28 protein-coding genes are annotated in these 26983 nt (G+C 63.8%); 4 read left to right on the forward strand and 24 right to left on the reverse strand.

What is annotated here, in order from left to right; all coding sequences use genetic code 11:
* From flgJ to flgL, 3 genes are all read left to right on the forward strand, one after another.
* Positions 1-879: a flagellar assembly peptidoglycan hydrolase FlgJ gene (gene flgJ / locus ACPWR9_RS05725; RefSeq protein WP_426296106.1), complete on the forward strand. Its 879-nt coding sequence runs from the start codon at positions 1-3 to the stop codon at positions 877-879.
* Between the two features lie 174 nt (positions 880-1053).
* On the forward strand, positions 1054-3042 hold the full coding sequence (gene flgK, locus ACPWR9_RS05730; RefSeq protein ID WP_426296105.1) for a flagellar hook-associated protein FlgK: 1989 nt from the start codon (positions 1054-1056) through the stop codon (positions 3040-3042).
* Positions 3043-3059: 17 nt separating this feature from the next.
* On the forward strand, positions 3060-4295 hold the full coding sequence (gene flgL, locus ACPWR9_RS05735) for a flagellar hook-associated protein FlgL (protein ID WP_426296104.1): 1236 nt from the start codon (positions 3060-3062) through the stop codon (positions 4293-4295).
* Positions 4296-4407: 112 nt separating this feature from the next.
* Here the strand turns inward: flgL and fliR are convergent, their stop codons facing one another.
* The 13 genes from fliR to fliF form a co-directional block, all read right to left on the reverse strand.
* Positions 4408-5199, reverse strand: coding sequence for a flagellar biosynthetic protein FliR (gene fliR, locus ACPWR9_RS05740; RefSeq protein ID WP_150679364.1), 792 nt, complete (start codon positions 5197-5199; stop codon positions 4408-4410).
* 33 nt (positions 5200-5232) lie between these two features.
* Entirely contained in the window at positions 5233-5502 is a 270-nt protein-coding gene (gene fliQ / locus ACPWR9_RS05745; protein ID WP_150679363.1) for a flagellar biosynthesis protein FliQ, read from the reverse strand.
* Positions 5503-5517: 15 nt separating this feature from the next.
* Positions 5518-6291, reverse strand: coding sequence for a flagellar type III secretion system pore protein FliP (fliP, locus tag ACPWR9_RS05750; RefSeq protein ID WP_426296103.1), 774 nt, complete (start codon positions 6289-6291; stop codon positions 5518-5520).
* Complete coding sequence (gene fliO / locus ACPWR9_RS05755; RefSeq protein ID WP_426296102.1) at positions 6291-6872, reverse strand: flagellar biosynthetic protein FliO; 582 nt, start codon at positions 6870-6872, stop codon at positions 6291-6293. The genes fliP and fliO overlap by 1 nt, the downstream gene beginning before the upstream one ends.
* Positions 6869-7303 carry a flagellar motor switch protein FliN gene (fliN, locus tag ACPWR9_RS05760; RefSeq protein ID WP_426296101.1) on the reverse strand — a complete coding sequence of 145 codons (435 nt, stop codon included), beginning with the start codon at positions 7301-7303 and terminating at the stop codon, positions 6869-6871. The genes fliO and fliN overlap by 4 nt, the downstream gene beginning before the upstream one ends.
* A complete protein-coding gene (gene fliM / locus ACPWR9_RS05765; protein WP_150679361.1) occupies positions 7303-8301 on the reverse strand; it encodes a flagellar motor switch protein FliM in 999 nt (332 codons plus the stop codon). Before fliM ends, fliN begins: the two co-directional genes overlap by 1 nt.
* Before the next feature lie 7 nt (positions 8302-8308).
* Positions 8309-8791 carry a flagellar basal body-associated protein FliL gene (gene fliL / locus ACPWR9_RS05770; protein ID WP_426296100.1) on the reverse strand — a complete coding sequence of 161 codons (483 nt, stop codon included), beginning with the start codon at positions 8789-8791 and terminating at the stop codon, positions 8309-8311.
* Positions 8792-9026: 235 nt separating this feature from the next.
* Positions 9027-10499, reverse strand: coding sequence for a flagellar hook-length control protein FliK (locus tag ACPWR9_RS05775; RefSeq protein ID WP_426296099.1), 1473 nt, complete (start codon positions 10497-10499; stop codon positions 9027-9029).
* An 11-nt stretch (positions 10500-10510) separates the two neighbouring features.
* Positions 10511-10963 (reverse strand): flagellar export protein FliJ, encoded by a 453-nt coding sequence (fliJ, locus tag ACPWR9_RS05780; RefSeq protein ID WP_426296098.1) that lies wholly within the window; start codon positions 10961-10963, stop codon positions 10511-10513.
* 14 nt (positions 10964-10977) lie between these two features.
* Positions 10978-12549, reverse strand: coding sequence for a flagellar protein export ATPase FliI (gene fliI / locus ACPWR9_RS05785; RefSeq protein ID WP_426296611.1), 1572 nt, complete (start codon positions 12547-12549; stop codon positions 10978-10980).
* A 158-nt stretch (positions 12550-12707) separates the two neighbouring features.
* Positions 12708-13367, reverse strand: coding sequence for a flagellar assembly protein FliH (fliH, locus tag ACPWR9_RS05790; protein WP_426296097.1), 660 nt, complete (start codon positions 13365-13367; stop codon positions 12708-12710).
* Between the two features lie 19 nt (positions 13368-13386).
* On the reverse strand, positions 13387-14385 hold the full coding sequence (fliG, locus tag ACPWR9_RS05795; RefSeq protein ID WP_150679356.1) for a flagellar motor switch protein FliG: 999 nt from the start codon (positions 14383-14385) through the stop codon (positions 13387-13389).
* Positions 14372-16048 carry a flagellar basal-body MS-ring/collar protein FliF gene (gene fliF / locus ACPWR9_RS05800; protein WP_426296096.1) on the reverse strand — a complete coding sequence of 559 codons (1677 nt, stop codon included), beginning with the start codon at positions 16046-16048 and terminating at the stop codon, positions 14372-14374. The genes fliG and fliF overlap by 14 nt, the downstream gene beginning before the upstream one ends.
* Before the next feature lie 327 nt (positions 16049-16375).
* On the opposite strand from fliF, the gene fliE reads away from it, so the two are divergent.
* On the forward strand, positions 16376-16714 hold the full coding sequence (gene fliE, locus ACPWR9_RS05805; protein ID WP_150679354.1) for a flagellar hook-basal body complex protein FliE: 339 nt from the start codon (positions 16376-16378) through the stop codon (positions 16712-16714).
* 107 nt (positions 16715-16821) lie between these two features.
* Here fliE and ACPWR9_RS05810 read toward each other — a convergent pair whose 3' ends face one another.
* The 11 genes from ACPWR9_RS05810 to ACPWR9_RS05860 form a co-directional block, all read right to left on the reverse strand.
* Complete coding sequence (locus tag ACPWR9_RS05810; RefSeq protein ID WP_426296095.1) at positions 16822-17106, reverse strand: type II toxin-antitoxin system RelE/ParE family toxin; 285 nt, start codon at positions 17104-17106, stop codon at positions 16822-16824.
* Positions 17103-17510 (reverse strand): hypothetical protein, encoded by a 408-nt coding sequence (locus ACPWR9_RS05815; protein WP_426296094.1) that lies wholly within the window; start codon positions 17508-17510, stop codon positions 17103-17105. Before ACPWR9_RS05815 ends, ACPWR9_RS05810 begins: the two co-directional genes overlap by 4 nt.
* A gap of 125 nt (positions 17511-17635) precedes the next feature.
* Positions 17636-18355 (reverse strand): ATP-binding protein, encoded by a 720-nt coding sequence (locus tag ACPWR9_RS05820; RefSeq protein WP_426296093.1) that lies wholly within the window; start codon positions 18353-18355, stop codon positions 17636-17638.
* A gap of 247 nt (positions 18356-18602) precedes the next feature.
* On the reverse strand, positions 18603-18971 hold the full coding sequence (locus ACPWR9_RS05825) for an EscU/YscU/HrcU family type III secretion system export apparatus switch protein (RefSeq protein ID WP_426296092.1): 369 nt from the start codon (positions 18969-18971) through the stop codon (positions 18603-18605).
* Positions 18968-20386, reverse strand: a complete 1419-nt coding sequence (locus ACPWR9_RS05830; RefSeq protein WP_426296091.1) for a flagellar hook-length control protein FliK — start codon at positions 20384-20386, stop codon at positions 18968-18970. The genes ACPWR9_RS05825 and ACPWR9_RS05830 overlap by 4 nt, the downstream gene beginning before the upstream one ends.
* 70 nt (positions 20387-20456) lie before the next feature.
* Positions 20457-20795, reverse strand: a complete 339-nt coding sequence (locus ACPWR9_RS05835) for a flagellar protein FliT (protein WP_058376534.1) — start codon at positions 20793-20795, stop codon at positions 20457-20459.
* A complete protein-coding gene (gene fliS, locus ACPWR9_RS05840; RefSeq protein WP_426296090.1) occupies positions 20788-21222 on the reverse strand; it encodes a flagellar export chaperone FliS in 435 nt (144 codons plus the stop codon). The genes ACPWR9_RS05835 and fliS overlap by 8 nt, the downstream gene beginning before the upstream one ends.
* Positions 21223-21264: 42 nt before the next feature.
* Positions 21265-23370, reverse strand: a complete 2106-nt coding sequence (fliD, locus tag ACPWR9_RS05845; protein ID WP_426296089.1) for a flagellar filament capping protein FliD — start codon at positions 23368-23370, stop codon at positions 21265-21267.
* A 158-nt stretch (positions 23371-23528) separates the two neighbouring features.
* Positions 23529-24941, reverse strand: a complete 1413-nt coding sequence (locus ACPWR9_RS05850; protein ID WP_426296088.1) for a flagellin — start codon at positions 24939-24941, stop codon at positions 23529-23531.
* 448 nt (positions 24942-25389) lie between these two features.
* The gene (locus ACPWR9_RS05855) at positions 25390-26049 is read right to left on the reverse strand and encodes a response regulator (RefSeq protein ID WP_426296087.1); all 660 of its coding nucleotides are present in this window, start codon (positions 26047-26049) and stop codon (positions 25390-25392) included.
* Entirely contained in the window at positions 26046-26951 is a 906-nt protein-coding gene (locus ACPWR9_RS05860) for a sensor histidine kinase (RefSeq protein ID WP_426296086.1), read from the reverse strand. Before ACPWR9_RS05860 ends, ACPWR9_RS05855 begins: the two co-directional genes overlap by 4 nt.
* Positions 26952-26983: the final 32 nt, after the last annotated feature.

Below are 26983 nucleotides of genomic sequence, written 5' to 3' on the forward strand. Positions count from 1 at the left end.
ATGGCGGACGGCAACCGACTCGCTGGCAAGAACCTGCCCGACCTGACGCAGCGCGCCACGTACGACATGCAGGGCCTCACCGCCCTGCGCGCCGCCGCGCATCAGCAGACGCCGCAGGCTACGCAACAGGCTGCCAAGCAGTTCGAGACCGTCTTCACGCAGATGATGATGAAGAGCATGCGCGACGCCACGATGTCCGGCGGCCTGCTCGGCAGCGATCAGGAAAAGATGTTCAACGGCATGCTCGACGATCAGCTTGCCCAGCAACTCTCCGCGCACAAGGGCATCGGTCTGGCCGACCTGATGCTCAAGCAACTGGCCCAGACCGGCACGACGCTGCCGCCGGCTGCCATGGGCCGTCAGCAGTCGTTGCAAGGCCGCGCCTATAACTCGGCAGACGCCATCGGCGTGGCCGACGGCGCCCCGGCGGTCGCTGGCGAATTCGTCGATCGCATGGCGAGCGCCGCGCAAAACGCGAGCGCCCAGAGCGGTATCCCGGCGCGGTTCATGCTGAGCCAGGCGGCGCTGGAGTCCGGCTGGGGCAAGCGCGAAATCCGCCGCGCCGACGGCAGCACGAGCCACAACGTGTTCGGCATCAAGGCGGGCAAGAACTGGACCGGCCCGACGGTGGAAGTCGCCACCACGGAGTATGTGAACGGCCAGCCGCGCCGCGTCATGGCCAAGTTCCGCGCGTACGGCTCGTACGACGAGGCGTTTGCCGATTACGCCAAGCTGATCTCGAACAACCCCCGTTACGCCTCGGTCGTGGCCAGCACCAACGACGCGGCGAGCTTTGCCAACAACCTGCAACGCGCTGGCTACGCCACCGACCCGCAGTACGCCAGCAAGCTGATGAAGATCATGAAGCACTTCGCCTGAGGCGGGGTGTCTGCCTAATAAATAGGCAAGAAGTAGGCAAAAATCAGGCAAAACCAGCCGGGCCTCAATATTGCCGCCAGGCTGCCGTAAACACATCGGTAACGGTGCGCGAACAGGCTCGGGCGAACAGGCCCCAGACCCGTGGGGCGCGCCTCCAACTCAAGCCGCGAGATCATGAGCCTAATCAATATTGGCATGAGCGGGCTGAACGCCTCACAGTTCGCCCTGAACACCACCGGTAACAACATCTCCAACTCGGGGACGACTGGCTACAACCGTCAGGTGGTCAATTACAACCAGGCGGCCAGCCAGTTCACGGGCGTGGGCTACCTCGGCTCGGGCGTGCTGGTGAGCGACGTCTCGCGGGTGTACGACCAGTTTCTGGCCGGGCAGGTCAATCAGGCCCAGACGCAGTACAGCCAGCTCAACACCTATTACCAGCAGATCTCGCAGATCAACAACGCGCTGGGTAGCTCCACGACCGGCCTGTCGGCCTCGATGTCCACGTTCTTCACGAACTTGCAGACCATCGTGACCGCGCCGAACAACTCGGCCACGCGCGCGACGGTCATTTCGTCGGCGCAGACGCTCACGAGCATGTTCCAGTCGCTCGCGGGTACGCTCTCGTCGCTTCGCACCGCCGTGAACGGCAACCTCACGCAGTCGACCGACCAGATCAACACCTACGCGAAGCAGATCGCCACGCTCAACGACGCGATTCTGCAAGCACAGGGCAATGGCGGCGGCGCCACGCCGAACGACTTGCTCGACCAGCGCGATCAGGCGGTGGCGAATCTGAACGCGATTGTGCAGACCAGCGTCGTGAAGAACTCCGACGGCTCGTACAACGTGTTCGTGGGTAACGGCCAGTCGCTGGTGATGGGCAATTCCGCCTACCAGATGACCACGGTGCCGTCGGCCAACGATCCGTCGCAACTGACCATCGCCTACGTCTCGCCCAACGGCACCAAGGTGCCGATTCCGGAATCGTCGATCACCGGTGGCTCGCTGGCCGGTCTGCTCTCGTTCCGTAGCGGCGCGCTCACGCAGGCGCAAAACTCGCTGGGCCAGATCGCGATGTCGCTGGCCGGCACGTTCAACGCGCAGAACCAGCTCGGTCTGGACTTGTACGGCCAGATGGGCGGCAACTTCTTTACGATGCCCAGCCCGACGGTCATCGCCAACACCAAGAATTCCGGCGGCGCGACGCTCAACGCCGCAATCACCGATGCGTCGAAAATCACGACGAGCGACTACACGGTGAGCTTCGACGGTACGAACTACACGATGACGCGCCTGACCGACGGCGCGACGTGGACCGCTCCGCCCCCGGCGACCCCGGGCACGGCGCTCAGCTTCCAGGACAGCAGCGGCGCCGCGTTTGCCGACGGCTTCAGCGTTACGCCGGGCGGCATGGCCGCAGGCGACAGCTTCACCATTCAGCCGACGCGCAACGCCGCGCAGAACATCGGCGTGGCCATCACCGACCCGGGCAAGATCGCGCTCGCCGCACCTGTCATCGCTTCGGCGGGCAGCAGCAACGGCGGCTCGCTCAAGGTCGATCAGGGTTCGGTCGACGCCAGCTATCTGTCGAACGTGCTGACCGGCCCGGTGAACTTCACGTTCAGCAAGAACGCCACGACCGGCGCACTCACGCTCGTCGCGCCGTCGCCGATGACGGTCACGGTCAACGGGGTGACGACCTCGTACGCGGCGGGCGACACCGTGCCTTACGACGCGACCAACGGCGCCAAGATCGTGATGGGCGGCGTGACCGTGAACCTGAGCGGCACCCCGGCCGACGGCGACAAGTTCACCATCGCCCCGAACACCTCGGGCGCAGTGACGGACAACCGTAACGGTCTGGCGCTCTCGGCACTGCAAAACGACAAGACGAAGGTCGGCGGCTCGCAGAGCTACGCCACGGCCTACGCGAATCTGGTGTCGTACGTCGGTTCGACCACGAACACGTACAAGTCGACCAGCGCCGCGCAACAAACGCTGCTGACGCAGGCGCAGTACGCCCAGCAGTCGAACTCCGGTGTGAGCCTCGACGAAGAGGCAGCCAACCTGATCAAGTATCAACAGCTCTATCAGGCCAACTCCAAGGTCATTCAGACTGCGTCGTCGTTGTTCGACACGATCCTGCAAATGGTCAACTAAGGGCAGGAGACAACATCATGCGAATCAGCACCAACATGATTTACGATCAGGGCCTGCGCTCGATGAGCCAGAACACCTCTGATCTGCTCAATACGCAGCAACAGCTCTCGTCGGGCCTGCGCGTGACCACGCCGAGCGACGATCCGATTGCGTCGGCGCAGGCCGTGGCCGTGTCGCAAGACAACGACATGAACTCGCAGTACTCGGCAAACCGCGCCTCGGCGACGACGCAGCTGCAACTCGAAGACTCGACGTTCGGCAGCATCATCAACACGCTGCAACACGTGATGTCGCAGGTCGTGACCGCCGGTAACCCGTCGCTCAACGATAGCGACCGCGCCACGATCGCGACCGACCTCCAGTCGAGCTTCCAGCAACTGCTCTCGCTCGCGAACACGACCGATGCGAACGGTCAGTATCTGTTCTCGGGCTTTCAGGGCAACTCGGCGGCCTACGTCACGTCGGCCACGGGCGCGTCGTACCAGGGCGACGCTGGGGTGCGCTACGTGCAGGTCAGCCCGAATCGCCAGATTGCGATCAACGACATCGGTTCGAGCATTTTCCAGAGCATTCAGCCGGGTACGGCGAGCGCGCTGATTAGCGGCAACAGCAGCAATCAGGGTTCGGCCACGTATAAGCCGGTGTCGACGACCGACGTGACCAACGCGGGCGCGACCCATCAGTATCAGATCACCTTCGCCGTCGACAGCACGACCACGCCGCCGACGACGACGTACACCGTCAAGGATCAGACCGACACGACGGCGGCCGACGTGACGGGCACGTACGCGTCCGGCCAGCCGATCACGTTCGGCGGCAAGTCGGTAACGTTCACGGGCGACCCGGCCAACGGCGACAACTATTCGGTGGCACCGGCGAACAAGAGCAGCACCAATGTGTTCGACAACCTGCAAGCGTTGATCAACACGCTCAAGACACCGCTCAGCAGCGCCGGTCAGGCGGGGCAATCCAACCTGTCGAACGCGCTGACCACGTTCAGCGAGATGTTCAGCAACACGTACGACAACGTCACGACGGTGCGCACGACGGTGGGTTCGCGCATGAACGAGCTCTCGTCGCTGAACAACATCGGCGACAGCAACTCACTGAACTATCAGTCGCAACTGGCCGATCTGCTGCAAGTCGACTGGAATTCGTCGGCGACCAAGTTCGCGCAGTTGCAGGCCGCGTTGCAAGCGTCGCAGCAAAGCTTCCTCCAGACGCAGAAGCTTTCGTTGTTCAGCTTGCTGTAAGCGACACGCAGGACCGGCGGCGCGAGCGCGCCGTCGCAGGACAAGACGGGCCACCGGCACTGCCGCGCGGCCCGTTTTGCTTTTTGGCGAAAGGGATTCGTGGAAAGGCCGGTCAGGCCTTGGGGACGAACGCCGCGGTGGCGCGAATCATCATATCGATGCCGATCGAGAGGAAGTGATCCATCACCGGCGCGATGCGCGGCATCATCAGTTCGAGCACGAACAGGCCGACGGCCAGCGTGAGCGGAAAGCCCACCGCGAAGATGTTGAGCTGCGGCGCAGCGCGGTTGAGAATGCCCAGCGCGAGATTACAGATGAGCAGGGCGGCCACGAGCGGCAGCGAGAGCATCAGCGCCAGCGTGAACAGCTGACCGCCGAGCATGGCGAGATACTGCCAGCCGAGCGCGGAGATCGGCGTGCCCGAGATCGGCAGCACCGTGAAGCTCTGCACGAGGGTGGCAAACATCACCAGATGGCCGTTGGTGGCGAGAAACACCAGCATCGCCACGACGTTGAGCAACATGCCGAGCACGGCTGTACTGCCGTCGCTGTTCGGGTTAAGCAGCGTGGCAAACGACAAACCCATCTGCAAGCCGACGAAGTCGCCCGCCATGCTGATCGCCGAGAACACGATCTGCATGCACCAGCCGAGCGCGGCGCCGATCATGATCTGCTGCGTCATGATCCACAGCCCTTCCCACGAAAACGGCGAGACGGCGGGCATCGGGCCGATGATCGGCGCCAACGCCAGCGCGACAATGCCTGCCAGCCCGATCTTGACCGTCGACGGTACCGCCGAGTCGCTCAGGAGCGGTGCGCTCATCATGAGCGCGAGCAGGCGCACGAACGGAAACAGGAACGTCGCGATGACGCCCGAGAGCTGTTCGTAGGTAAAGCTAATCAAGGGAGCGGGTGCGGTTGCATCGGACGGCCCGCCTTAGCTGACGAGGCCGGGAATGCCGGTGAGCAACTGCTTCATGTAGTCGACCATCAGGTTGAGCATCCACGGGCCAGCCACCACCAGCGTGACGAACACGGCGAGCAGCTTCGGGATGAACGACAGGGTCATTTCGTTGATCTGCGTCGCGGCCTGAAACAGGCTCACGAGCAAACCCGAGACGAGGGCGACGAGCAGCAACGGGCCAGCCAGCAGCAAGGTGACTTGCATGGCCTGGTGGGCCAGCGCCATGACGGTTTCCGGAGTCATATCGCGCGCCCTCCGCTACATGTTGAAGCTCTGGGCCAGCGAGCCCAGTAGCAGTTGCCAGCCATCGACCACCACGAACAGCATCAGCTTGAACGGCAGCGATACCGTGGAGGGCGAGACCATCATCATCCCCATGGCCATCAGCACGCTCGCGACCACCAAGTCGATGATCAGGAACGGGATGAAGATGGTGAAGCCGATCTGGAACGCCGTCTTCAACTCGCTCGTGGCGAAGGCGGGCACGAGAATGCGCATCGGCACATCTTCCGGGCCGTTCATCGGCGGGGTCTTGGCCAGCTTGGCGAAGAGCGCGAGATCGGCTTCGCGCGTCTGCTTGAGCATGAACGCGTGGAACGGCTTGGCGCCGGTGTCGATGGCTTGCTCGAAGCTGATCTTGTTGGCAGCGAACGGCTGGTAGGCGTCGGTGTAGGCTTTGTCGAACACCGGCGACATCACGAAGAACGTCAGGAACAGCGCCAGCCCGATGAGGATCTGGTTAGGCGGCGAGGTAGTCACGCCGATCGCATGGCGCAGCAGCGAGAGCACGATGATGATGCGCGTGAAGGCGGTCATCATCAGCAACATCGCGGGCAGGAAGCCCAGCGACGTGAGCAGCAGCATCGTCTGCACGGACAGCGAGTACGTCTGTCCGCCGCCCGGTGCGGGCGTTGTCGTCAGCGCAGGCAGGGTGGCTTGCGCAATGGCCGTACCCGGCAAGGCAGTGCAGAGCAATGCCAGCCCGAGCGCCAAGCCCAGTTTCCACTCGGCGGGCAGCCAGGCACGAGACATCAGGAATCCTTTTTCATCGATTCGCGCAGCTTTTGCGCAAAGGCTTGCGCGGCGCGGTTGGCCTGTGCGCCCGCGTGCGGGGCGTTCGGCGTGGCAGGCAGGTCGGCGACGCGGTGCGCGTCGATGGTGTGCAGGGCGCGAACCTGGCCCGGGGCAACCCCCAGCACCACCCAGTCACCAGCCACTTCCACCACGACCACACGTTCGCGCTGGCCCACGGCGGCGCTGCCGACGATACGCACGTTGCCGCCACCGAGCGGGCGTTGCAGGCCGAATCGCTTAGCGAGCCAGGCGAGTGCGAAGAGCAAAGCGAGAACGAAAACGAGGCCCAGCCCCGTCTGCACGATCCCGGCACCGCCCAGACTCGGCACGGCGGCGGCCTGCGAGGCCGCGCCTTCGGCGCGAGCCACGCCCGCCATGAACATTGCCGGGATCGGGAGTAGGGCGAGTCGCGTACGCAGCGCGAATTGGGAGAGCAGGCCAGACCGGCGGATCCGGCCGGCAAGATATGCCGGCCTCGCGGTCACTGCCTGTGCCATGGCGCGCCACACGGGCAGGCCGTGGACTTTCGTTGCAATCATCGGTTGAGCTTACGGATGCGTTCGGATGGCGTGATGATATCAGTCAGGCGAATGCCGAACTTGTCGTTCACGACCACCACTTCGCCTTGCGCGATGAGGCATCCATTGACGAGCACGTCCATCGGCTCACCGGCCATGCCGTCGAGCTCCACCACCGAGCCCTGCGCCAGTTGCAGCAGGTTTTTGATGGCGATCTTCGTGCGGCCCAACTCCACGGTCATCTGCACCGGGATGTCGAGAATCAGATCGATGTCGTTGTGCGTGGCCGGGGTGGCGCTGCCAGCGGCGGCGAGCGGCTGGAACACGGGCGAGGCAGCGGGCGCCGCTGCGGCGGGTGCCGGCTCGGCAGCCGTCTGCTCCGCCATGGCACTGGCCCACTCGTCCGCCATGGCCTGGGCGTCGTCACCGGGCGTTTGAGGGGTATCGCTCATCACTCGTTGTCCTTCGTGTAATCGCTATGCGAATGGTTGATCATCTGGTTCACGCGCAAAGCGTATTGACCGTTGAAGACGCCGTAATTGCAATGCATCACCGGCACGCCGTCGACCTTGGCTTCGAGCAGTTCGGGCACGTCCAGCGGAATGACGTCGCCCACGCGCATGTTGAGCAGTTGCGAGAGCGTCATGTCGATGTTCGCGAGGTTCGTCACGATTTCCACATCGGCGGCCTGCACCTGCTGCGAGAGCAAACGCACCCAGCGCTTGTCGACTTCGAGCGTCTCGCCTTGCAGCGGGCTCGAGAGCTGATCGCGCAGCGGCTCGATCATCGAGTACGGCATGCAGATGTGGAATTCGCCGCCGACCGAGCCGAACTCGATGTCGAACGTTGTCGTCACCACCACCTCGTTGGGCGTGGCCACGTTGGCGAACTGCGTGTGCATTTCGGCGCGCACGTATTCGAATTCGACCGGGTGCACCGGCTTCCACGACGCGCCGTAGTTCTCGAACACCAGATCGAGCAGGCGCGCGATGATGCGCTGCTCGGTCTGCGTGAAGTCGCGCCCTTCGACGCGGGTATGGAACCGGCCGTCCCCGCCGAACAGGTTGTCCACCACGAGGAACACGAGGTTCGGATCGAACACGAACAGGGCCGTGCCGCGCAGCGGTTTGATGTGGACCAGGTTGAGGTTGGTCGGGACGGGCAGGTTACGGATGAACTCGCTGTACTTCTGCACGCGCACGGGGCTGACCGAAATTTCGGCGCTGCGGCGCATGAAGTTGAACAGCGCGATACGGAACAGGCGCGAGAAGCGGTCGTTGATGATCTCGAGCGTGGGCATGCGCCCGCGCACGATGCGCTCTTGCGTCGCGATGTTGTATGGCCGAATGCCGGAATGATCTTCCGACTCCGACCGGTCATCCTGTTCGCCGGTGACACCCTTTAGAAGGGCATCGACTTCTTCCTGCGACAGGAACTCCTCATGCGCCATGAATCACTCACTGAATTACAAACGCGGTGAACAGCACTTCGCCCACGGCCTGTTGCGGCATGTTGGCCGCAAACGGTTGCGCGACCAGCGTCCGGATTTCACTTGCCAAACGGCGCTTGCCGTCGATCGTGGCCAGGTCTTGCGGCTGCTTGGACGACAGCAGCAACAACACGCGGCTACGCACTTCGGGCATGTGCTGCGTGATGCGGGCCTGCGTCTCGGCGTCTGCCACCTTGAGCGAGAGACCGATGTGCAGGTAGCGCTCGCCGTCCTCGCCCGACAGGTTCACCGTGAACGGGTCCATACCTACGAACACGGGCGGCGGGGGCGGCGGCGGTGCCTTGACGGTCTCGCCGCGTCCGGTCAGCAGATACACCGCAGTCGCCGCACCTGCGGCGGCCATCAGTGCCACCGCGACGATCAACAGAATCCATTTGCGCATACCTCCCTTCGAGGGAGCGGCCGCTTGCGTGGTTGCGGGGTTTGCCATGTATTCGCCTGCTATTGGGTAATGATTGTCGGCCAACCCGCCACCGGGTGATCGGCCGAAAAGAAGGGACAATCGCGTCTAACTCGCGTCTTTGTCTTAACGGCAGAAAAACCCGTGTGCTTTAGGGTGAACAGGCCCGAAGGCGGTGCGGCGTTGCGTCGCGCGCGTGCCGCTCATCTAGCTCTGGTGCGGGTCGCAGCCCGGTTTGGAGGGTCTCGTCGGCTCGTGAGGGATATCAGGCAAACGTATCGACGAGGCCATTGGTAGCACGCACCGGCACGCTCACGGTGGTGGCAACCGTGCTGTCGTCGGTCTGCCCGAAGCCAGGCATGCCGCGTCCGTTGCCATTGCCGTTACCGCCGCCGTTACCGTTCGCACCTTGCTGGGCGAAGGCTTGTTGCTGCGAGCTATCGGCACTCACCGACGCGTTGCCCAGCGCAATGCCGTTGTTCGCCAGACTTTCGCGCAATTGCGGCAACGCGGCCTGCACCGCATCGCGCACGGCAGCGTGTTGCGAGACGAACATGGCCTGCGCCGAGTCGTTCGCCACGTTCAGCACGACGTGCAGCGGGCCGAGGTCGGGCGGGTTCAGACTCAGTTGCGCGGTCTGCGCGTGTGCGGACGACAACCACACCACCTGTTGCGAGAGCTGGTTGTTCCAGTCCTGCGTGCCGACGCGCGCGTTCAGCGCGAGCGTCGCGGGCAGACCGGCTTGGGCCAGTTGCGGCTGCGCATCGATGGGCGTCGTCGTGGCCTGTGCGGCTTGTGCCGCCGCTTGATTGGCGACGGTGGCGGCTTGGGCGGCGGCGTCGCGGTTGCCTTGCGTCGCGGCCATCGCATCGGCCAGACGCTGCGCCTGACCATCGGCGCTGACGACCGGCTGCGGGGCTGCCTTGGCGTCGGTAGCCGCTGGCTGCGCGTTGGCGGCGGCCTGCGTGGTGGTGGCGCTCTTGGCCAGTGCGTCGAGCGACAAGCCACCGGTTTTGGCGGGCGTGGCCGTGCCTGCGGCGGTGTTCGTGCCGGTGTTGGTATTGGCCGTCGCGGGCGCGGGCGTCTTGGCATCGGCGCCCGACGTCCCGACGGCGGGCTGACCGCTCAACTGCGCCGCGCCGCTGGCTTGCAATGCGCCGGTCACGGCAGCGGCAATGGCTGCGCCGGTGCCCGGCTTGCCGTCGGTTGCGGTATCCGCAGTGGTGGCGGTGGTCGCCGGGAGTGTAGCGGGCGGTGTGAGCGGCGTGCCGTTCATCGCGGCGAGTGCAACCGCGAGTGCGGCGGCTGCGGCCGGATCGACCGGGGCAGGCGTGCTGGCCTGGGTCGTGTGGTCGGCGTCGCTATCGTCGTCGTCCGTCGATTTGGCCGGTTGCGCAGGCTTGGTCGATGCCGTTGTCTGACCGGTTTGACCCGACTTGCCGGTCTGTCCGGCTTGTCCGGTTTGTCCGGTTTGTGCCGAAGCATCGCTGGTGTTGCCCGAAGAACGCGTCGAGTTATTCGACGACTGCGTTTGTGACGGCGACGTGTTGTTGGCGTTGTTGCTCGTCGGCGTGGGCACGGACTGACGCGATTGCTGCTGCGAGAGCACCGTCGAGAACGGCAACACCCCGGCGTTGTCGCTGTTGGCGCTGTTGTCGGTGCCTGCGCGGCTAGCCGCGTTGGCGGCTTGCGCGGCAGCGGCCGCGGCGGAATCAGGCAGGAAGCTCAGAATCGACATGGCGGGCTCCTTCAGATCGATGACTCGGCACGGCGGCGCAGACTGCGCGCGGCGTACTCGTCGTTTTCCTTCTGCTCGCGGCGTGCGACGCGCAACGACGTGCGTGCCTGTTCGCGCGTGGCGAGCGTGCCGAAGGAGTTCAGGCGGCGCTGCTGGGCTTGCCATTCACGGCGGGCCGCAGCGAGGCGTTCTTCGGCTTGTTCGAGCAGCATGACTTGCTGTCCGATAGCCGTGTCGAGCGTATCGATGAATTGCTGGAAGTTGCGCCAATCGCAGCCCGCCATGCCCTGAATCGTTGCCGTCTGCATGCGCGTGCGGTACTCGTGGCGGTACTGGCGCAGGGCTTCCAACTGGCGTTCGACTTCGGCGCGCTGCTTTTGTCGCTCGCCAAGTAGGCGCGCGGCTTCGTCCACGTCCTTCTGGGCCAGTTCGATCAGGAGTTTCAGGGGCAGGGTGGAATTCATGGCCACACCTCCGATTAGCGGAACAGGCCGTGCATCATCTGCACGGCATCCGAATAGCCGGCCCGCTCGCGCATTCCTTGTTGCAGGAAGCCTTCGAGACGGGGATAGAGCTCGATCGCCTGATCGAGCATCGGGTCGCTACCCGGTGCGTACGCGCCCACATTGATGAGGTCGCGGTTGCGTTGGTAGCGAGACAGCATTTGTTTGAAGCGACGTACCGTGTCGAACTGCGGGTCGTCGATGAGCGAAGCCATCGCACGGCTGATCGATTGTTCGATGTCGATGGCCGGGTAGTGCCCGGACTCCGCCAACTGACGCGAGAGCACGATGTGCCCGTCCAGAATGGCGCGTGCCGAGTCGGCAATCGGATCTTGCTGGTCGTCGCCTTCGGTCAGCACGGTGTAGAACGCCGTGATCGACCCGCCGCCGTCGGGGCCATTACCCGCGCGCTCGACGAGGGCTGGCAGTTTGGCGAACACCGAAGGCGGATACCCCTTCGTGGCGGGTGGCTCGCCGATGGCCAGCGCGATCTCGCGTTGTGCCATGGCATAGCGGGTGAGCGAGTCCATGATCAGCAGCACGTCTTTGCCCTGATCTCGGAAGTATTCGGCCAGCGTCGTCGCGTAGGCCGCGCCTTGCAGGCGCAGCAGCGGCGAGACGTCGGCGGGGGCGGCCACGACGACCGAGCGCGCCAGACCGTCCGGGCCGAGAATGTTTTCGATGAAGTCTTTCACTTCGCGGCCGCGCTCGCCGATCAGGCCCACGACGATGACTTCGGCCTTCGTGAAACGGGCCATCATGCCGAGCAACACGCTCTTACCCACGCCCGAACCGGCGAACAGGCCCATGCGTTGGCCACGTCCGACGGTGAGCAAGGCGTTGATGGCGCGCACGCCAACGTCGAGCACCGATTCGATCGGGGCACGGCCGAGCGGGTTGATCGGCACGGAAGCGAGCGAGGCGCTGTCGGTCAGACCAAGCGGGCCGATGTCGTCGAGCGGGCGGCCTGCGGCATCGACCACACGGCCGAGCAGTGCCTCACCTACGGGCAGACGCTTGCCGTTGTGACGTTGGCTGGGCAACGGGCCGTCGGCGGCGGGTTCCATCGGAAAGACGCGAGCGCCGGGCAGCAGGCCCGCGACTTCAGTTTGTGGCATCAAGAACAGGCGATCGCCACCGAAGCCGACGACTTCCGCTTCGGCGGTGGCCGGTTCGCGCGAGGCGTCGTGCACGGGCAGTTCGATCAGGCACCCGGCACCGACCGGCAGGCGCAGTCCGACGGCTTCGAGCACCAGACCCGCGGCGCGGGTCAGACGCCCGCAGCGACGCGTGGGCTCGATGGCGTGCACGTGCGCGATGCGCTCGCGCAGCGTGTTCTGCCAGCGGCGCAGATGGGCGTCGCGTGCAATTTCGCGAGCGCCAAGCGCGTGCGTGGCGTGGGGCGTGGGGGCGTCGCTGCTATCGGCGGTATGGGCGGCGCTGGCTTGTGCGTCGTGCCCATCGTCTTCGGCGGCCGTATCAACGTGATCGGGGGCTTCGTCGTGATCGTCGGGCTGCAATGCACCGGCTTGCACGCCGGTACCGATCTCATCCCACAGCCGCACGCTGGGCGTCGTGTTGTCGTTGGCCGGGGCGTTCGATGCCGACGAGCCAGACGATTCAGATGCCTCGGACGTGTCGTCACGCGCGTCTTCGGTGCTGGGCAGCACCGTCGCGTGCGCGGCGAGCGGGGTGAGTTCGGCGTTCACCATGGCAAATCCTTGCCTAGTGCTGCCATCACGCGCTCCCACCGGGTGGCGACCGTTGCATCGACTTCGCCGCTGGCGGCTTCGGCTTTGCAGCCGCCGCGCTCGATGGCGGGGTCGGCGCGCACGGTCCAGCCGGCGGCCTGCAGTTCAGTGCCGACGTGGGCTTCGACGAGTGCGACATCTTCCGGATTGAGCAACAGACGGGGTGATCCCGTCAGCGGATCGTTGGCGAGCAGATCGCGCACGATCGGCAGCAGGGTGTCGGGGCGAATGGTCAGCGTTTGACGCAGCGCCTGACGGGCGATGTCGAGTGCGAGCCCGAGCAGCGGCTCTGCCACTTCACGGTCGATGGAATTGACGGCGTCGCCGAACGCGTGGGCGATATCGGCGAGTTGGGCGGCGCGGGCCTGCACTTCGCTCTGACCTGCTGCCTGACCGGCGGCGTAACCTTCGGCGTGACCAGCCGCGAGGCCTTGTGCGTGGCCTTCGGCGCGTGCTTCTTCACGCCATGCGGCGATCTGTTCGATGAGTGCAGGGTCGTCGAGCGGGCTCGGCGGTTTGGGTTGCGGCGGGGGCGGGGGCGGCGGCGGATCGAACGAGGCCATCTCCCAGCGTTGCCAGGCAGAGAGGCGTTCTTTCGGGATGATGGTCGACATTCGCGTGGGCCCCGTTCGGTTACACGTACGCGTCGTCGCCGCGGCCGCCGATCATGATGGCGCCCTGATCGGCCAGGCGCCGCACCACTTGCAGCACCTTCTTCTGTTCGGATTCGACTTCCGAGACCCGGACCGGGCCGCGCGATTCCAGGTCTTCGCGCAACAGTTCGGCCGCGCGGGCCGACATGTTCTTGAAGAACTTCTCGCGCAGTTCGACCGGCGCACCCTTGAGCGCGATGATGAGCGACTCGGACTCGATTTCCTTGAGCAGCACCTGAATGCTGCGGTCTTCCACGTCGAGCAGGTTCTCGAACACGAACATCTCTTCGACGATCTTCGCCGCGAGGTCCGAGTCGTAATTGCGCACGGCTTCGATAACCGACTCTTCGTGCACGCCGCCCAGATAGTTGAGGATTTCTGCGGCGGTGCGAATACCGCCCATCGGGCTGCGCTTGATGTTCTCGCTGCCCGAGAGCAGCTTGGTGAGCACGTCGTTGAGCTCGCGCAGCGCGGCGGGCTGAATGCCGTCGAGCGTGGCGATACGCAGCACCACGTCGTTACGCAGACGTTCGGTGAAGAGCGCCAGCACTTCCGACGCCTGGTCGCGGTCGAGGTGCACCAGAATCGTGGCGATGATCTGCGGATGCTCGTGGCGGATCAATTCGGCCACGGCCGTCGAATCCATCCACTTCAGGCCTTCGATACCGCTGGTGTCGCCGCCTTGCAAAATGCGCTCGATGAGGCCGGCAGCCTTGTCGTTGCCGAGGGCTTTGTTAAGCACCGAGCGGATGTATTCGGACGAGTCGAGCGAGAGGGCCGAGTGTTGTTCGGCTTCGAGCACGAAGTCTTGCAGCACGTCGGCGATCTGATCGCGCGTGACCTGACGCAGCGAGGCCATGGCCGCGCCGATCTTTTGCACCTCGCGCGGGGCAAGGTACTTGAAGACTTCGGCGGCCTCGTCTTCACCCAGCGACATCAACAGGATGGCGCTGCGTTGGAGTCCCTCAGCTGCGCTCATCGCCACCCACCCATGATTTCACTACCGTTGCCACGATCTTCGGATCCTGTCGCGCGACTTGACGCGCGTACTGCAAATTGCGCTCGTAGGCGCTGACTTCATTCTTGGTGCCGGGGCCGTCTTCGCCGTCTGCACCGGCTTCGCCGCTGGCCGCTGCGCCACCGGCCAGGCCGGCCATGGTGGGCTCGGCGGGCGGGGGCGGTGCCAGATACTTGCGAATGCCCGGGCGTACCACGCCAAACCACAGGTACAAGCCGATCAGGCTGATCAGGACCCACTTGCCGACCTGCTTGGCGAGTTCGATGTTCTGACGCTGACGCCACCACGGCAGGTTGGCTTCCGGATCTTCTTCTACCGTGAACGCGCTGTTGACGATGTTCAGCGTGTCGCCGCGCTGGCCCGAGAAGCCGATGGCTTCCTTCGCCAGATTCTGAATCTGGTCGAGCTGGGCTTGCGTGAGTGCGACCATCGCGGGCTTGCCCTTGGCGTCGTTGCCCGGGCGGTAGTTCACGACGATGGCGGCCGACAGGCGCTTCAGGCCGCCCGTCGCTTGCTGCACGTGGCGAATCGTACGATCGACTTCGTAGTTGACCGTGGCGTCCTTGCGGTCGCTGCGCGGGCCTTGCGGGGCGCTGGCGGCACCCGGGGCCTGGCCTTGCTGCACGAACTGGTTCTGCTGCTGCGTGATCGGCGCAGTGGCCTGACCCGGCGGCTGGTTCGACAGCGCGCCAGGCACGCCACCGGCCGGATTGGCACCGATCTGTGTGGCTTCGCTGCTTTGCTGGCTGCGCACGGCCTGTTCGCCCGCGTTCGGCTTGTAGTTCTCGGACGTCTGCTCGACCTGATTGAAGTCGATGTCTGCCGTGACCTGCGCGTGCACGTTACCGGCACCGACGATCGGATTCAGGATCGCTTCGATGCGGCGGGCGTACGACTGTTCGAGTTCGCGCACGTACTTGAGCTGGCTGGCGTCCAGGCCGAGGGCGTTGGCGTTTTGGGCCGACAGCAGGTTGCCGTTCTGGTCGAGGATGGTGACGTTCTTGACCGGCAGCTCCGGCACGCTCGAGGCCACCATGTGGACGATGGCGCTCACTTGGCCGTCGTCGAGCACGCGGCCCGGGTAGAGCGTGACGAGTACCGACGCGCTCGGCTTTTGCTGTTCGCGTACGAACACCGACGGCTTCGGAATGGCCAGATGCACGCGTGCGGCTTGCACGGCGGAGAGCGATTCGACCGAGCGGGCGAGTTCGCCTTCGAGGGCGCGCTGGTAGTTGACCTGTTCGGCGAACTGGCTGATACCGAACTTTTGGTTGTCCATCAGTTCGAAACCGACCAGACCGCCCTTGGGCAGGCCTTGCGAGGCGAGACGCAGGCGCACGTCGTGCACTTGTTCGGACGGCACGAGAATGGCGCCGCCGCCTTCGGCGAACTTGTACGGCACGTTCATCTGTTGCAGCGACGTGATGATGGCACCACCGTCGCGGTCGCTCAGATTGCTGTAGAGAACCTTGTAGTCCGGGGTGCGGCTCCACAGGAACACGGCGATCAGTAGCGCGACGAGCGCGGCACCGCCGATGAGCAGCGGCAAGCGCTCGCGGGAGCGCAACTGCGTGAGCAGCGGCGGCTTGGCGGCGACGTCGGCCGTCTGGGTAGCGGCGTTCATGCGCGGCTCCACGCCAGCGGCGTCAACAATGCGGTCATCGCGGTGGAAGTGCTCACTAACATGCGACAGAATTCTCCGGGTACGCGTGGCACCGTGAGCGCGTTAAGGAATGGAAAGGTCTGCTTCCGAGTACGCACGATGCCGATGGTCCTGATTATTCGACGCCGAATATGGAATCGTTTTGAGGATTAGGCGGGTGTTTTGCCGCTAATTAAGGTATTGGGGGCTTGCCACACGGTGGTAAGCTCCGACGTGACTGATAAAAGGCAAACCAGTGGGGACTGCGCGATGGCGCGGGCGGCTGGCGCCAGTTAAGGACAAAAGACCATGGCCATTCCGGGGATCGAATCGGTATTGCAGAAGCTGGGCAGCGTAGCGTCGCAGGCGGCGGGCTCGGTGCTGGGCACGTCCAGCGCGACGGGCGCGGGTGCCTCGTCGGCGACCGGCGGCTTTGCGTCTGAGCTTGAAGCGTCGCTCAAGCGCGTGTCGGCGTCGCAGAACGGTGCAGAGGCGCAAGCTAAGGCGTTCGAAATGGGCGAGCCGGGTGTTGGCCTGAACGACGTGATGGTCGATTTGCAAAAAGCCAACATCGGCTTCCAAATGAGCCTGCAAGTGCGCAACAAGCTCGTTTCGGCCTACACAACCGTGATGAATATGCAGGTGTGAGGTTGGGCACGCGAGTACGCGTATAGCGCAGTGGTTAAGCGCTCATTAAGTGCTCAGATTGAGAAAGGCCCCGTCGAATGGCGGGGCTTTTTTATTGCTGGCGGGAATTAGCACCCGTGGCGGGCGTTATGTAGCAGGCGAGCAATCGCGACACGAGGAAGATCGGGGCGGTATTGATATACGGTGCGAAACGGCGTTCGACGAATGACCAATTCACGCGTGCCTTTGTCGAGTCCCGGGCGGCCGAGTTCTGGAAACAGGCCGAGCGTCGCGACCTGTTTGGAAATCTCTCGCGACTGATTCCGGGCGGCGGTGGCACTACGCAAAAACAGATACTGGAGGGCGTCGAGTCGTTCCCTGTTGGCGCGAAGCGTCCAGACGATCGGTGTCATTGCCCTTCGTGCCTCCCATCTCTGTGCGCCAGTAGATCTGAAATGAGTTGCTTTGCCGAGGCGTTCGACACTTCGTGGGAGATCCACACGGTTGCCGGATCATTCGCGGCCCGCAACCCTTCGGCCGTCACGTCGCGGAGCCAGTCGGCATATTCCGCAGGTTCGACAGCACCATTGTCGAGAACGACCGAAAACTCCGGAATACCAAGCGCCAGAAGATAGCCAGTGACGTCATTCAGGTGAGCGAACGTGGCGGCGAGTCTGGTGCCGGATCGCGTCAGGCATTTCAACGTTCCATGGTCGATCACTTCGACGCGCCAGTTGTCGCCATTCCAGGCGGCATAAATGCCGCCTTCCTGTCGAGCATTGCGCTCTAGAAACGCTGTGTGGGAAATGGTCGGCAAGGGCGCTGACGTCATCGGGTGTGGGAGTGCCAGCGCTTCGGGCGGGCGCGTGTAGGGTGAATGGATCTGTAGCATCGAGCTTGGCAAGTATATGGGGCGAGGGGTAGGGCGCGTATTCGGAGTCGTTAGGCGAATACCGGGCGACGTTCCAGATCGGTAACTTCAAACATCCGCTCGGCGTAGCCTTTTGCGTTACCAATTTGCGCACGCAATTCGGGTAACCCTGCACCGACAAGAATGACCGGTAATTGAAGTTGCCCGCACCGGTGCAGTGCGTAGAGCATCGCAGTCATGTCTTGCGGCAGCATGCAGTGCAAATCGTCAATAAAGATGGACAGCACCGTGTGCGCGGCACGGGTAGCGTGGCCAGTTTCGACAAGCAAATCTTTAAGGTCAGACTCTAGGCCGCCACTGGTCGCCATTCCGAATTTTGGTGTGTAGCCCGCAAAGACATTAAGGCCGCTATGAATCGACTTATCGTGCGAGACAAATCCGGCTAACGTGCGCAGACCGCGAATGACCTTCTTCTTCGCCGCTTGTTCTCGGCTCATGCGTAGCAACGCTACGCGAAGGGCTGGAGCCAGCAACGCCGGGAGCGATTTCGATTCGGACATCTTGAGATGAACGGTGATCGCGCCCTGTTGCTCCGTGTCGTACACCATGCGCTCAAGCAGCACGGTCTTGCCGACGCCGCGTAGGCCGATCAGTAACTGACCGTTGGAATGGCGACCGATGCGCAAGCGCTCGATGCAGTTGTGCAGGTTTTCGCGAACGGTGTCGCGACCAGCGAGGGTGGGCGGCGGTGTGCCCGCGCCGGGATTGAAGGGGTTGTGGGTGATTTGCATGGGGGCGGCCCTATCAGCGTGTCATGTCAGAACGACGCGCGCTTCGGCCGAATGCCAAAATGCGCGAAAGACATGCTAGTGACGCGAGGCGCGCCATGCCCATGAGGTGGCGCTTCGGATCCACTACGATGCAGCGGAAAACCGCATGAACGCTCGTTTTACGAGCGATTGTTTGCTACTGGAAATAGAAAGAAATCGGACTGTTCACGATGCGCGCCACGTGGAGAAACGCATCGTGTCACCGGAATCAGGCGTCGTTGCCCGGAACAGCTTGACGTGCGGCGGGTGCCGCCGCGGCTGTCTCCGCTTGCGGCGGCAAAATGCCCGGCGGTAACTGCGGGGGTTTGCCACCCCGGCCAGCTTCCAGCTTGTAGAGCCACGCCAGCAATTCCGCGACCGCTTGATACAGCTGCGCCGGAATGCGCTGATCGAGGTCGACCTGCATGAGCAAGCTCACCAGCTCCGGCGACTCATGCACATACAAGCCATGCTCGCGCGCCGTGCGCACGATGGTCTCCGCGAGCAAACCATAACCCTTGGCCACGACACGCGGTGCCGTGTCCTTCGCGCCATAAGCTAACGCGACCGCTGTGCGGCGTTCCGGTGGCAACGTCATACCGTGCCTCCGTCAGTGGCCGACTCACCGGTTGACGCGACCGACACCGGCAACTCGGCGGCGCTTTCGTCAGCCTCCTCGCCTACACCTGCCACGGTCTCGCCGTCCGCCCTCACCGCAGCCGCTTGCGCGTCCAATGCGCCGAACGACAACTGACTCGCAATGAGTCCGACCGCCGCCAGCCGCTGCCGCAGATCCTCGCCTTCACCCGCCAGCGTCGTGGCGGCATCGCTGGAATCTGCCAGCACACGCGCCTGCAACTGCTGCCCAGATAAGCCTAATGTGACGTCGACCGTGCCCAGCAACGGCAGCGTCAGACGCAAATGGGTATGCCATGTCGACGGTGCCGCCGCTTCGCCCGGGGCTTGCTGCGTCGCGCGCTCTTCCACTTGCCACTCCATCGGCGCACCCGGCCAAGCCATGCCATTCCACTGAAATTGCGGATTGACCAGCATGTCGAGTTGCTGACGAACCAGCGTCACGCTTTCGGCAGGGGTATTTGCTACGGCGGCAATTGCACCCGCCGGACCATGCGTTTGCGCGTTCGCGGACGGCGAATCGCCGCCGCTGGCAAGCAGCGCATCGGCTTCGCGTCCCGTCGGCAGCACGCTGCTCGTCGTATGCGCCACGCTCGCGGCATGCGCGAGCGCGGTGGCGGTATTCGGCAAATTGGCGCTCGCATGCAAGCCACCATCGCCGACGTCTGCCTGTGCGGCAACGCCCGGCTGCGTGGGATTCGCAGATGCGGCGGGGGCTGCTGCCGCCGTCGGCAACGATCCGACACCTAGCGTCGGCCAGCCGGTCGCCAGCAAGGACTCGCCGCCAGCAGGACCCAACAATCGGGTGAGCGGGCCGGGACCCGGCAACGTAGCATCGGCTCCTGCCGCGCGCAGTTGCGCAGCGAGATTCGCCGACGCAGGCCAGCGCAACTGCGGCTCGGCTTGCAATTGCTCGAACGACCGGCTGCCCGATGCCCACTGCGAGAGATGCGACTCGTAGAACAACCCGCTCGTCGAGAGCGCTTCCTTAAGCGCAGCGGCCACTAAAGGCGCCAACGCAGGCGCACCCGTGCCCGGCGCGGCAGGCCAAACCGGCGTGCTCGCTTGTACAGGACCGGGTGAATCGGGTGCCAAACGAAGAATGGTGTCGATCGTGCGCGCGGCAGCCGAGAGCGTGGCCTGCTGCACTGGCGTAGGCACGCGCGATGGCGTTTGCGCAGGCGCGTTACCGACGCCGACGGCACCGCGAGACGTTTGCGTGGAGAGATCGGCGGGCGCGGAGGTGGCATCGCCAGCGGGCGGCATGCCGGCCACGGCGCTGGGCGCTGCCGACGACGAGACGCCCTGCCCGAAGCCGAGCAGCGAATCGAGCCGCCGCGCGAGGGTGGCGGCGACTACCGAGTCGAGACCGGCCATGCCGTACTCCGTATTTCGTATTGCGTGTTGCGAGATGACAGGCGGAAGACGCCGCAGTAGTGCGCGTGCGTCAGGCGCCCAGATTCAAGCCGTAGACTTCGTGCAAGGCACGTTGACGGCGCGTGCTGTTGATCATGGCATCGAGATGCGCCAGACGCGGCACCGCAAGGTCGCGAATGGCGGCGTCGTCCGCCAGAATACGGCGAATGATCGCATGCTTGCGTGCGCGCTCGTCTTCGCTGAGCGGCAGCGCGGCATCGAGTTGCTTGATCGCGTCGACCTGCGCGCGATACTGCGTCTCGAGATCGATCAGGGCATCCCAGTCGCCTTCACGGGCGACGCCGAGCATCCGCTCGGTGAGGCCGGCAATGCTTTCGTAGCAGTTCAGCAAGGTCGTGGCTTCATTCATAGCGCACTCCGGTGCCCGCCTGTGCGGCGGGGGCACCCGTGCCGGCAGCCGGCGTAATTTCTCGCCAAGCCGATGCAATGGTGTCGAGCAGGGTGTCGACTTCTCGTACTTTGGCCACGTCGTTCTCGAGATTCGCCTCGAGCAGACGCCGCCCCATGTAGTCGTACAGATCGCCCAGATTACGAGACAGTTCCCCGCCGACTTCCATATTCAGCCCGTCGCGCAGGCCGCCGATGATGCCGATGGCTTTCGAGAGCGCCTGCCCCCGCTCGGGGATGCGGCCGTCTTCGAAATGCACACGTGCTTTGGTGAGGGCCGCTTTGGCACCATCGAACAGCATCATGATGAGCTGGTGCGGACTCGCGGCGATGACGCCTGTCTCGAGTCCGACCTTGCGATACGCGTTGGCGGCGTTTTGTCCGTACATGACTTTCTCCGGAGCGCGGGCGCGATTGCGCGTGCCGTGCGCTTACTTCGAGGACGACGACGAAGACGACGAACCACCAAGCACCTGCTTGAGGTAGTCGCTGGTGTTTTGCAGCTTGGCCATCGTCGCGTCCAGTGCCGTGAACTGGGCGAGGTAGCGGTTCTGCATCTGCGTCATCTGGTCCTGCCAGTCGCTCTCCTGCTGCTGCACCTGCTTGATGCTGGCGTTCAGGTTCGACTGGGCCGTGCTGATTGCGCCTTTCGCGCTCAGGAAGTTGCTGACCTGATTCGACAGCAACGACGCATAGCCTTGCGAAAAGTTGATCGTGCCGCGATTGCCGAGGTTCGTGCCGGTGACCTGAATCTTCAGGCCGTCGGTCTGCGAACCCGCCGCGCCGGTCAGATACTGACCGCTGCCGGTGGCGATCACGCCGCCGATCGAGCCGCCAACGTCCACACCGTCGGTGCTGGGCGAAACGCCCGTGCCGAACAGCGCCGTCATGGCATTGCCCGACGTGACGCGCACGTTCGAAGCGGAGCCATAGCGGTTCGACGTAATCGACAGCACGCCGTTGGTCTGCTTGACCGTCACCGACGAGCCGTTGGTGACGAACTGCGAGTTCCCGTTGATGGCCGCTTGCAACGCCGATGCCATCTTGTCCGGCGTGTAGATGCCGTTCGGGATGGTGATCGAAGTGCTCTTACCGTCGACCTGCACCGTCAACGTGTTGTTGGTGCCGTCGATGATGGTGTTCGCGCCAAGCGTGGCGTTCGACGTGAGCGTGCCTTGGGTCGCCAGGCGCGTAATCACCACGTCGTACTGACCCGGCTGCGTATTGCTGGTCGAGCCCTGGTAGCTGATCAGGCTGTCGGTGGTCGTGCCGTTGGTCGCCAGCAGCGAGGCGAGCTGAGCGAACCCGCCCGAAGCGATAGCCTTTTGCAGCTTGGTCGTGTCGACCGCGAGCTGGCCCGAGGTATCGGTGGCGCTGCCGGTGCCGTCGCCGGCCTGGAACGTCACGCCGATATCGGCAAGCGATGTCAGCACCGACCCCGAGACCCCCGGCAACTTGCCGTTCAGGATCTGCTGGATCTGCGTGGTGATCATCTGCGTGGTCGTGTCACCGATCAGCGGACCATTGTTGTTCGAGGTGCTGCCCGGCGTGGCGCTCGACTTGTCGAAATACGTCAGCTTGCCGATGGCCGATTGCAGCGTGTTGTACGCCGTGACGAAGTCGTTGACCGACTTGCTGACGCCATCGCTGTTGTTGCTCACGCTGACCGTGGTCGAGCCGGTCTTGAGCAGCGTCATCGACAGACCCTGCACGGCGCTCTTCACGGTATTGGTCGGGCTCGACACCGCCAGACCATTGATGGTCAGGTTGGCGTTCTGGCCTGCTGCGGTCTGCGTCAGGTTCTGCGTGCCGGTCGGGTCGTACGCCAGCATGTTCGTAAGCGTGCTGTCGCCGCCTGCGGCGACGTCGACTTTCATGCTCATCGTCTGACCGGTCTGCGTCGAAGTCAGCACCAACCGGTTCGGCGTGGCGCTGCCGTCGTTCACGATCGTGGCCGTCACACCGCCGTTGGCGGCGTTGATGGCGTCGCGAATGCCTTGCAGCGAGTTATTCGTGTTGGTGATCGTGACGCTAAACGGGGCCTGCTGCGCGTTCGGCGAGAAGCTGGCGCCGGTGTACGTGCCGTTGGTGAGCGTGCCACCCGAAATCGTGCCGAAGCTGAAGGTCAGCTTGGTGGACGCGCCGCTGCCGATCGAGGCGGCAGGATCCGACACGCCCGACGTCGTCAAGCTCTGCGCTTGCGCCAACTGGGTCGTGTTGATCGTGTAGCTGCCCGCTTTCGCCGTGGTATCGGCCGATGCGGTCAGGAACGTCGCGTCGCCCGGCGTAGCCGTCATTTGCAAGAACGACGATGCCGAGGACAGCGCCGACAGCGACGTTTGGAACGAACTAAGTGCCGATTGCAGGCTGCCGAGTGCCGATACCTTGGTCTGGTAGCTGGCCTCTTGCGACTTGAGCAAGTTGAGCTTTTGCGTGGCCGGCTGCATCAGACTGGTGACGAGCGCGTTGACGTCCAGCCCGGAGCCAATGCCCGGTGACGAAATAGAGCCCGTTGTAGAACTGCCGGTAGTCGCCATAAATTGCTCACTCTTTAAATTAGTTGCTCAACGCGCAAAACGCCGGCGCAAAAAATGACTGCCTTTGTAATGCTTGCGGCGACGCCCCCCGTGAAGGTGGCGCCGCCGGCGGCCCGGCCGAGTTGCCGCCGGGCGTTACACCATGCCAAACAGGCGCTTTACTGGAGAAGCTTCAGCACTTGTTGCGGCAGTTGGTTTGCCTGAGCCAGCATCGAGATGCCTGCTTGTTGCAGAATCTGCGACTTGGTCAGGTTAGCCGTTTCAGCAGCGTAGTCGGTGTCTTGCACGCCCGAACGCGCCGAGGTCAGGTTTTGCGTCGTGGTCGACAGGCTCGAAATCGTCGACTGGAAGCGGTTTTGAATGGCGCCCAGGGTCGATTGCAGCGTGTCGACAGTGCCGATGGCCGAGTCGATTTGCGACAGCATCAGCGTGGCGCTGTTGACCGTCTTCACGTCGGCTTGTGCCAGGCTGCCGCTCGTAGCGTACGTCGTGGCAGTCGTCGGCAGGCCCAGCTTGGTCAGCGTTGCCGCCGTACCGCCGCTGATCTGGAACGACGAACCCGAGCTCAGGTGCATCTTGCCGGCGGTGTCGACATACGCGTTCACGCCGCTGTTCGACGAGTTGATCGCGTTGGCCAGGTCGGTGGCGCTGTTCATCTTGCCGGTGATGTTGGTTGCCTTACCGTTCACGGTCAGGACCAGATCGCCAGCAGACAGCGTTTGCGAGAACGTCGAAGCGACGGCGGTCGACGTGCTCGTCGTACCGGCGGCGCCGGCGGCCACGGCCAGACCCAGCGTGGTGGCGTCAGCGCCAGCAATCGTCAGCGTTTGCGTCGGATCGGTGTTGGTGACCGCGATTTCGCCAGCCGAGTTGACCGAAGCGACGTTGCCCGTGAAACCGGCGCTTTGTGCGGCCGTGTTGATGGCCGTTGCCAGGTCTGCCGAGCTGTTGTACGTGCCGGCCTTGACGTTCACTGCCGTGCCTGAGCCCAGTTGGACGGACATGGCAGCAACGGTGAAGCTCAGCGGGTTCGTCGACGAGGTCGTTTGTGCGACCGAGCCGATGCTGGCGATGGTCATGCTTTGTTGCAGGTTGACCGAGATGGTCTGACCAGCGTTAGCACCGACTTGGAAGTTTGCCGTGCCCATCGAGCCGTCGAGCACGTTCAGGCCGTTGAACGACGTTTGCGTGGCCAGGCGGTTCACTTCAGCCAGACGCTGTTGAACTTCTTGGTCCAGTGCAGCGCGGTCCGAAGCCGAGTTCGTCGAGTTGGTCGACTGAACAGCCAGCGTACGGATACGTTGCAGGTTGTCGGTGATCGACGACAGGGCGCCCGCGGCGGTTTGCACCAGCGAGATACCGTCGTTGGCGTTGCGCTGAGCTTGCTGCGTGCCGTTGATCTGGGCCGACATACGGTCCGTGATCGCGAGGCCAGCGGCGTCGTCAGCCGCGCTGTTGATGCGCATACCCGACGACAGACGGGTGATCGAGGTCTGCAGGCCCGATTGCGACGTATTCAGGTTACGTTGAGCAACCAGCGAGAAGATATTGGTATTGATGACAGATGACATTTAGCCACTCCTTTCCCAAAATTTTTGGCTCCGGCTTAAGCGCCGTAACTTTGGCTCACCAGCCAATCGCCGAAAGCCGCCGTTGTAGGGGATATCGGACGGCCTTTGGGAAAATTTAGGGTGGTTTTGCAAAATGCTCTGCCGCCCCCCATCGACGGACCCTGTCGATGTCGGAAAAACGCTAGTAAGCCAGTCTACAAAATTCCTCCACGATTGATCCGACAAGCAAAGGGGCAAAGTGCCGCCTATTCATGTCCGGTAAGGCTCGGAGAGGTGACGGCCTGCGCTGCACACTGTGACGAGTGCGATGCGGCTCGCGTCGCGGGGCATCGTTGGGAATGCCGTGCAAAATATTTTTGGTGGGGATGAAAAAATATTGCCGCCCGAGGGGCGGCAATATCGATGTGGCGGTTTGCGCTTACTAACTTAGGTGCGCTTCAGATCCGAATCAGGCACACACGGGACCCATCTCGGCACTGACCAAGCCGTGTTGCATCACGTAATACGTGAGCTCGGCATTGTTGTTCAATCGCATCTTCTCGAGCAGGCGGGTGCGGTACACGCTTACCGCCTTCACCGAGAGCGAGAGCGCGTTGGCGATGTCGGTGAGGCGCTTGCCCGAGCCGATCATGCACAACGTCTGGTATTCACGATCGGACAGACGCTCGTGCGGCGGCTGGTCGGCGTCGGGGCCCAGATAGTCGGCGAGGGTTTCGGCCACCATCGGGCTCACGTACTTGCGGCCTGCGGCGACCTGTCGCACCGCCGAGACCAATTGCTGGGCGTTCGAACGTTTGCTCAGATAACCGGCCGCGCCAGCTTTGAGCGCACGCAAGGCAAACTGGCCTTCGCCGTACATGCTGAAGATCATCACCGGCAGGCGCGGATGTTTGCGCCGCAGGGTCTTCAGAATTTCGAGGCCGTTCGTGTCGGGCAGCGAAATGTCGAGCAGGACGATGTCCCACTGTGCGGCGTCTGTCATTTCCAGCGCTTCTGCGCCGCAATCGGCTTCGCCGATGACGGCGATGCTCCCGCTATCGGAGAGCAACTGCCGGACGCCCTGGCGCACGATGGCGTGGTCGTCGACGATGAGCACTCTTAGCGTCATGATGCGTATCCGTGAAGGGCAAGCGATTCCGGGACTTCAAGACCGGCAGCGAGCGCCGCTGTCGGGGCCGACAGGATCTGGTGCCAGGGAAGACGTGCGCTCACGAGCGTCCCCGATCCTTGAACACTGCCAATGCGTAGCGTGCCGCCGAGCGCCGTACAACGCTCGCGCATGCCAACCAGTCCGAAATGTCCGTGCTTGCGACGCGCGCCGCGGGCTACGCCGCAACCGTCGTCGGAAATCGTAAGTTTGAGTGAACGATGACTGCTGTCGAGCGCCACGACCACGCGCGTTGCGCGTGCGTGCCGGGCGACATTGGTCAGCGCTTCCTGTGCAATGCGGTACAGCGCGAGCATGGCATCAGGGGTGAGATGAGCCACGCGCTCGCGCGTGACGTCGTCGCAACGCCAGATGCACGTGAGGCCGCCTTGCTCGCCAAACCCGCGCAGCCACGTGCGCAGCGCCGGGACGAGCCCCGCGTCGAGCACCGGTGGGCGGTGACGGCCGACGAGCTCGTCGGCGGCATCTTGTGCCGCATTGGCGGCGTTTTGAATTTGGGTACAGAGGGATTGCCATTCGGCCGCATCGCTGGGCGGGCGCACCGACAAGCGTGCGATCACCAGTTGCAGTGCCGTGAGCTGAGCGCCCAGCCCGTCATGCATCTCTTGCGCGATACGCGTGCGCTCGGCTTCGCGTGCGGCGTCGATCTTTCGGGCTACCGATTGAGCGAGCGGACGTGTCACGGCAGCGCGCGCGGGTCGTGAGACCGGCTCGGGCGGCAACGCCACGCCGCTAGCGGCGGGCTGATCCGATACCGGCGTCACGGCGCGCGAGTGCAACGCGTCGTCAAGCGACACGCGACGTCTCGCAGCCTGTGCGGCAGGATCGACGAGATACGGCATGGAGGCAAATCCCTGAGAGAAAAAGTCTCTTG

Origin of the sequence: Pandoraea pneumonica (assembly GCF_049918595.1) — a bacterium.
In the GTDB taxonomy this organism is placed as follows: Bacteria; Pseudomonadota; Gammaproteobacteria; order Burkholderiales; family Burkholderiaceae; genus Pandoraea; species Pandoraea pneumonica_A.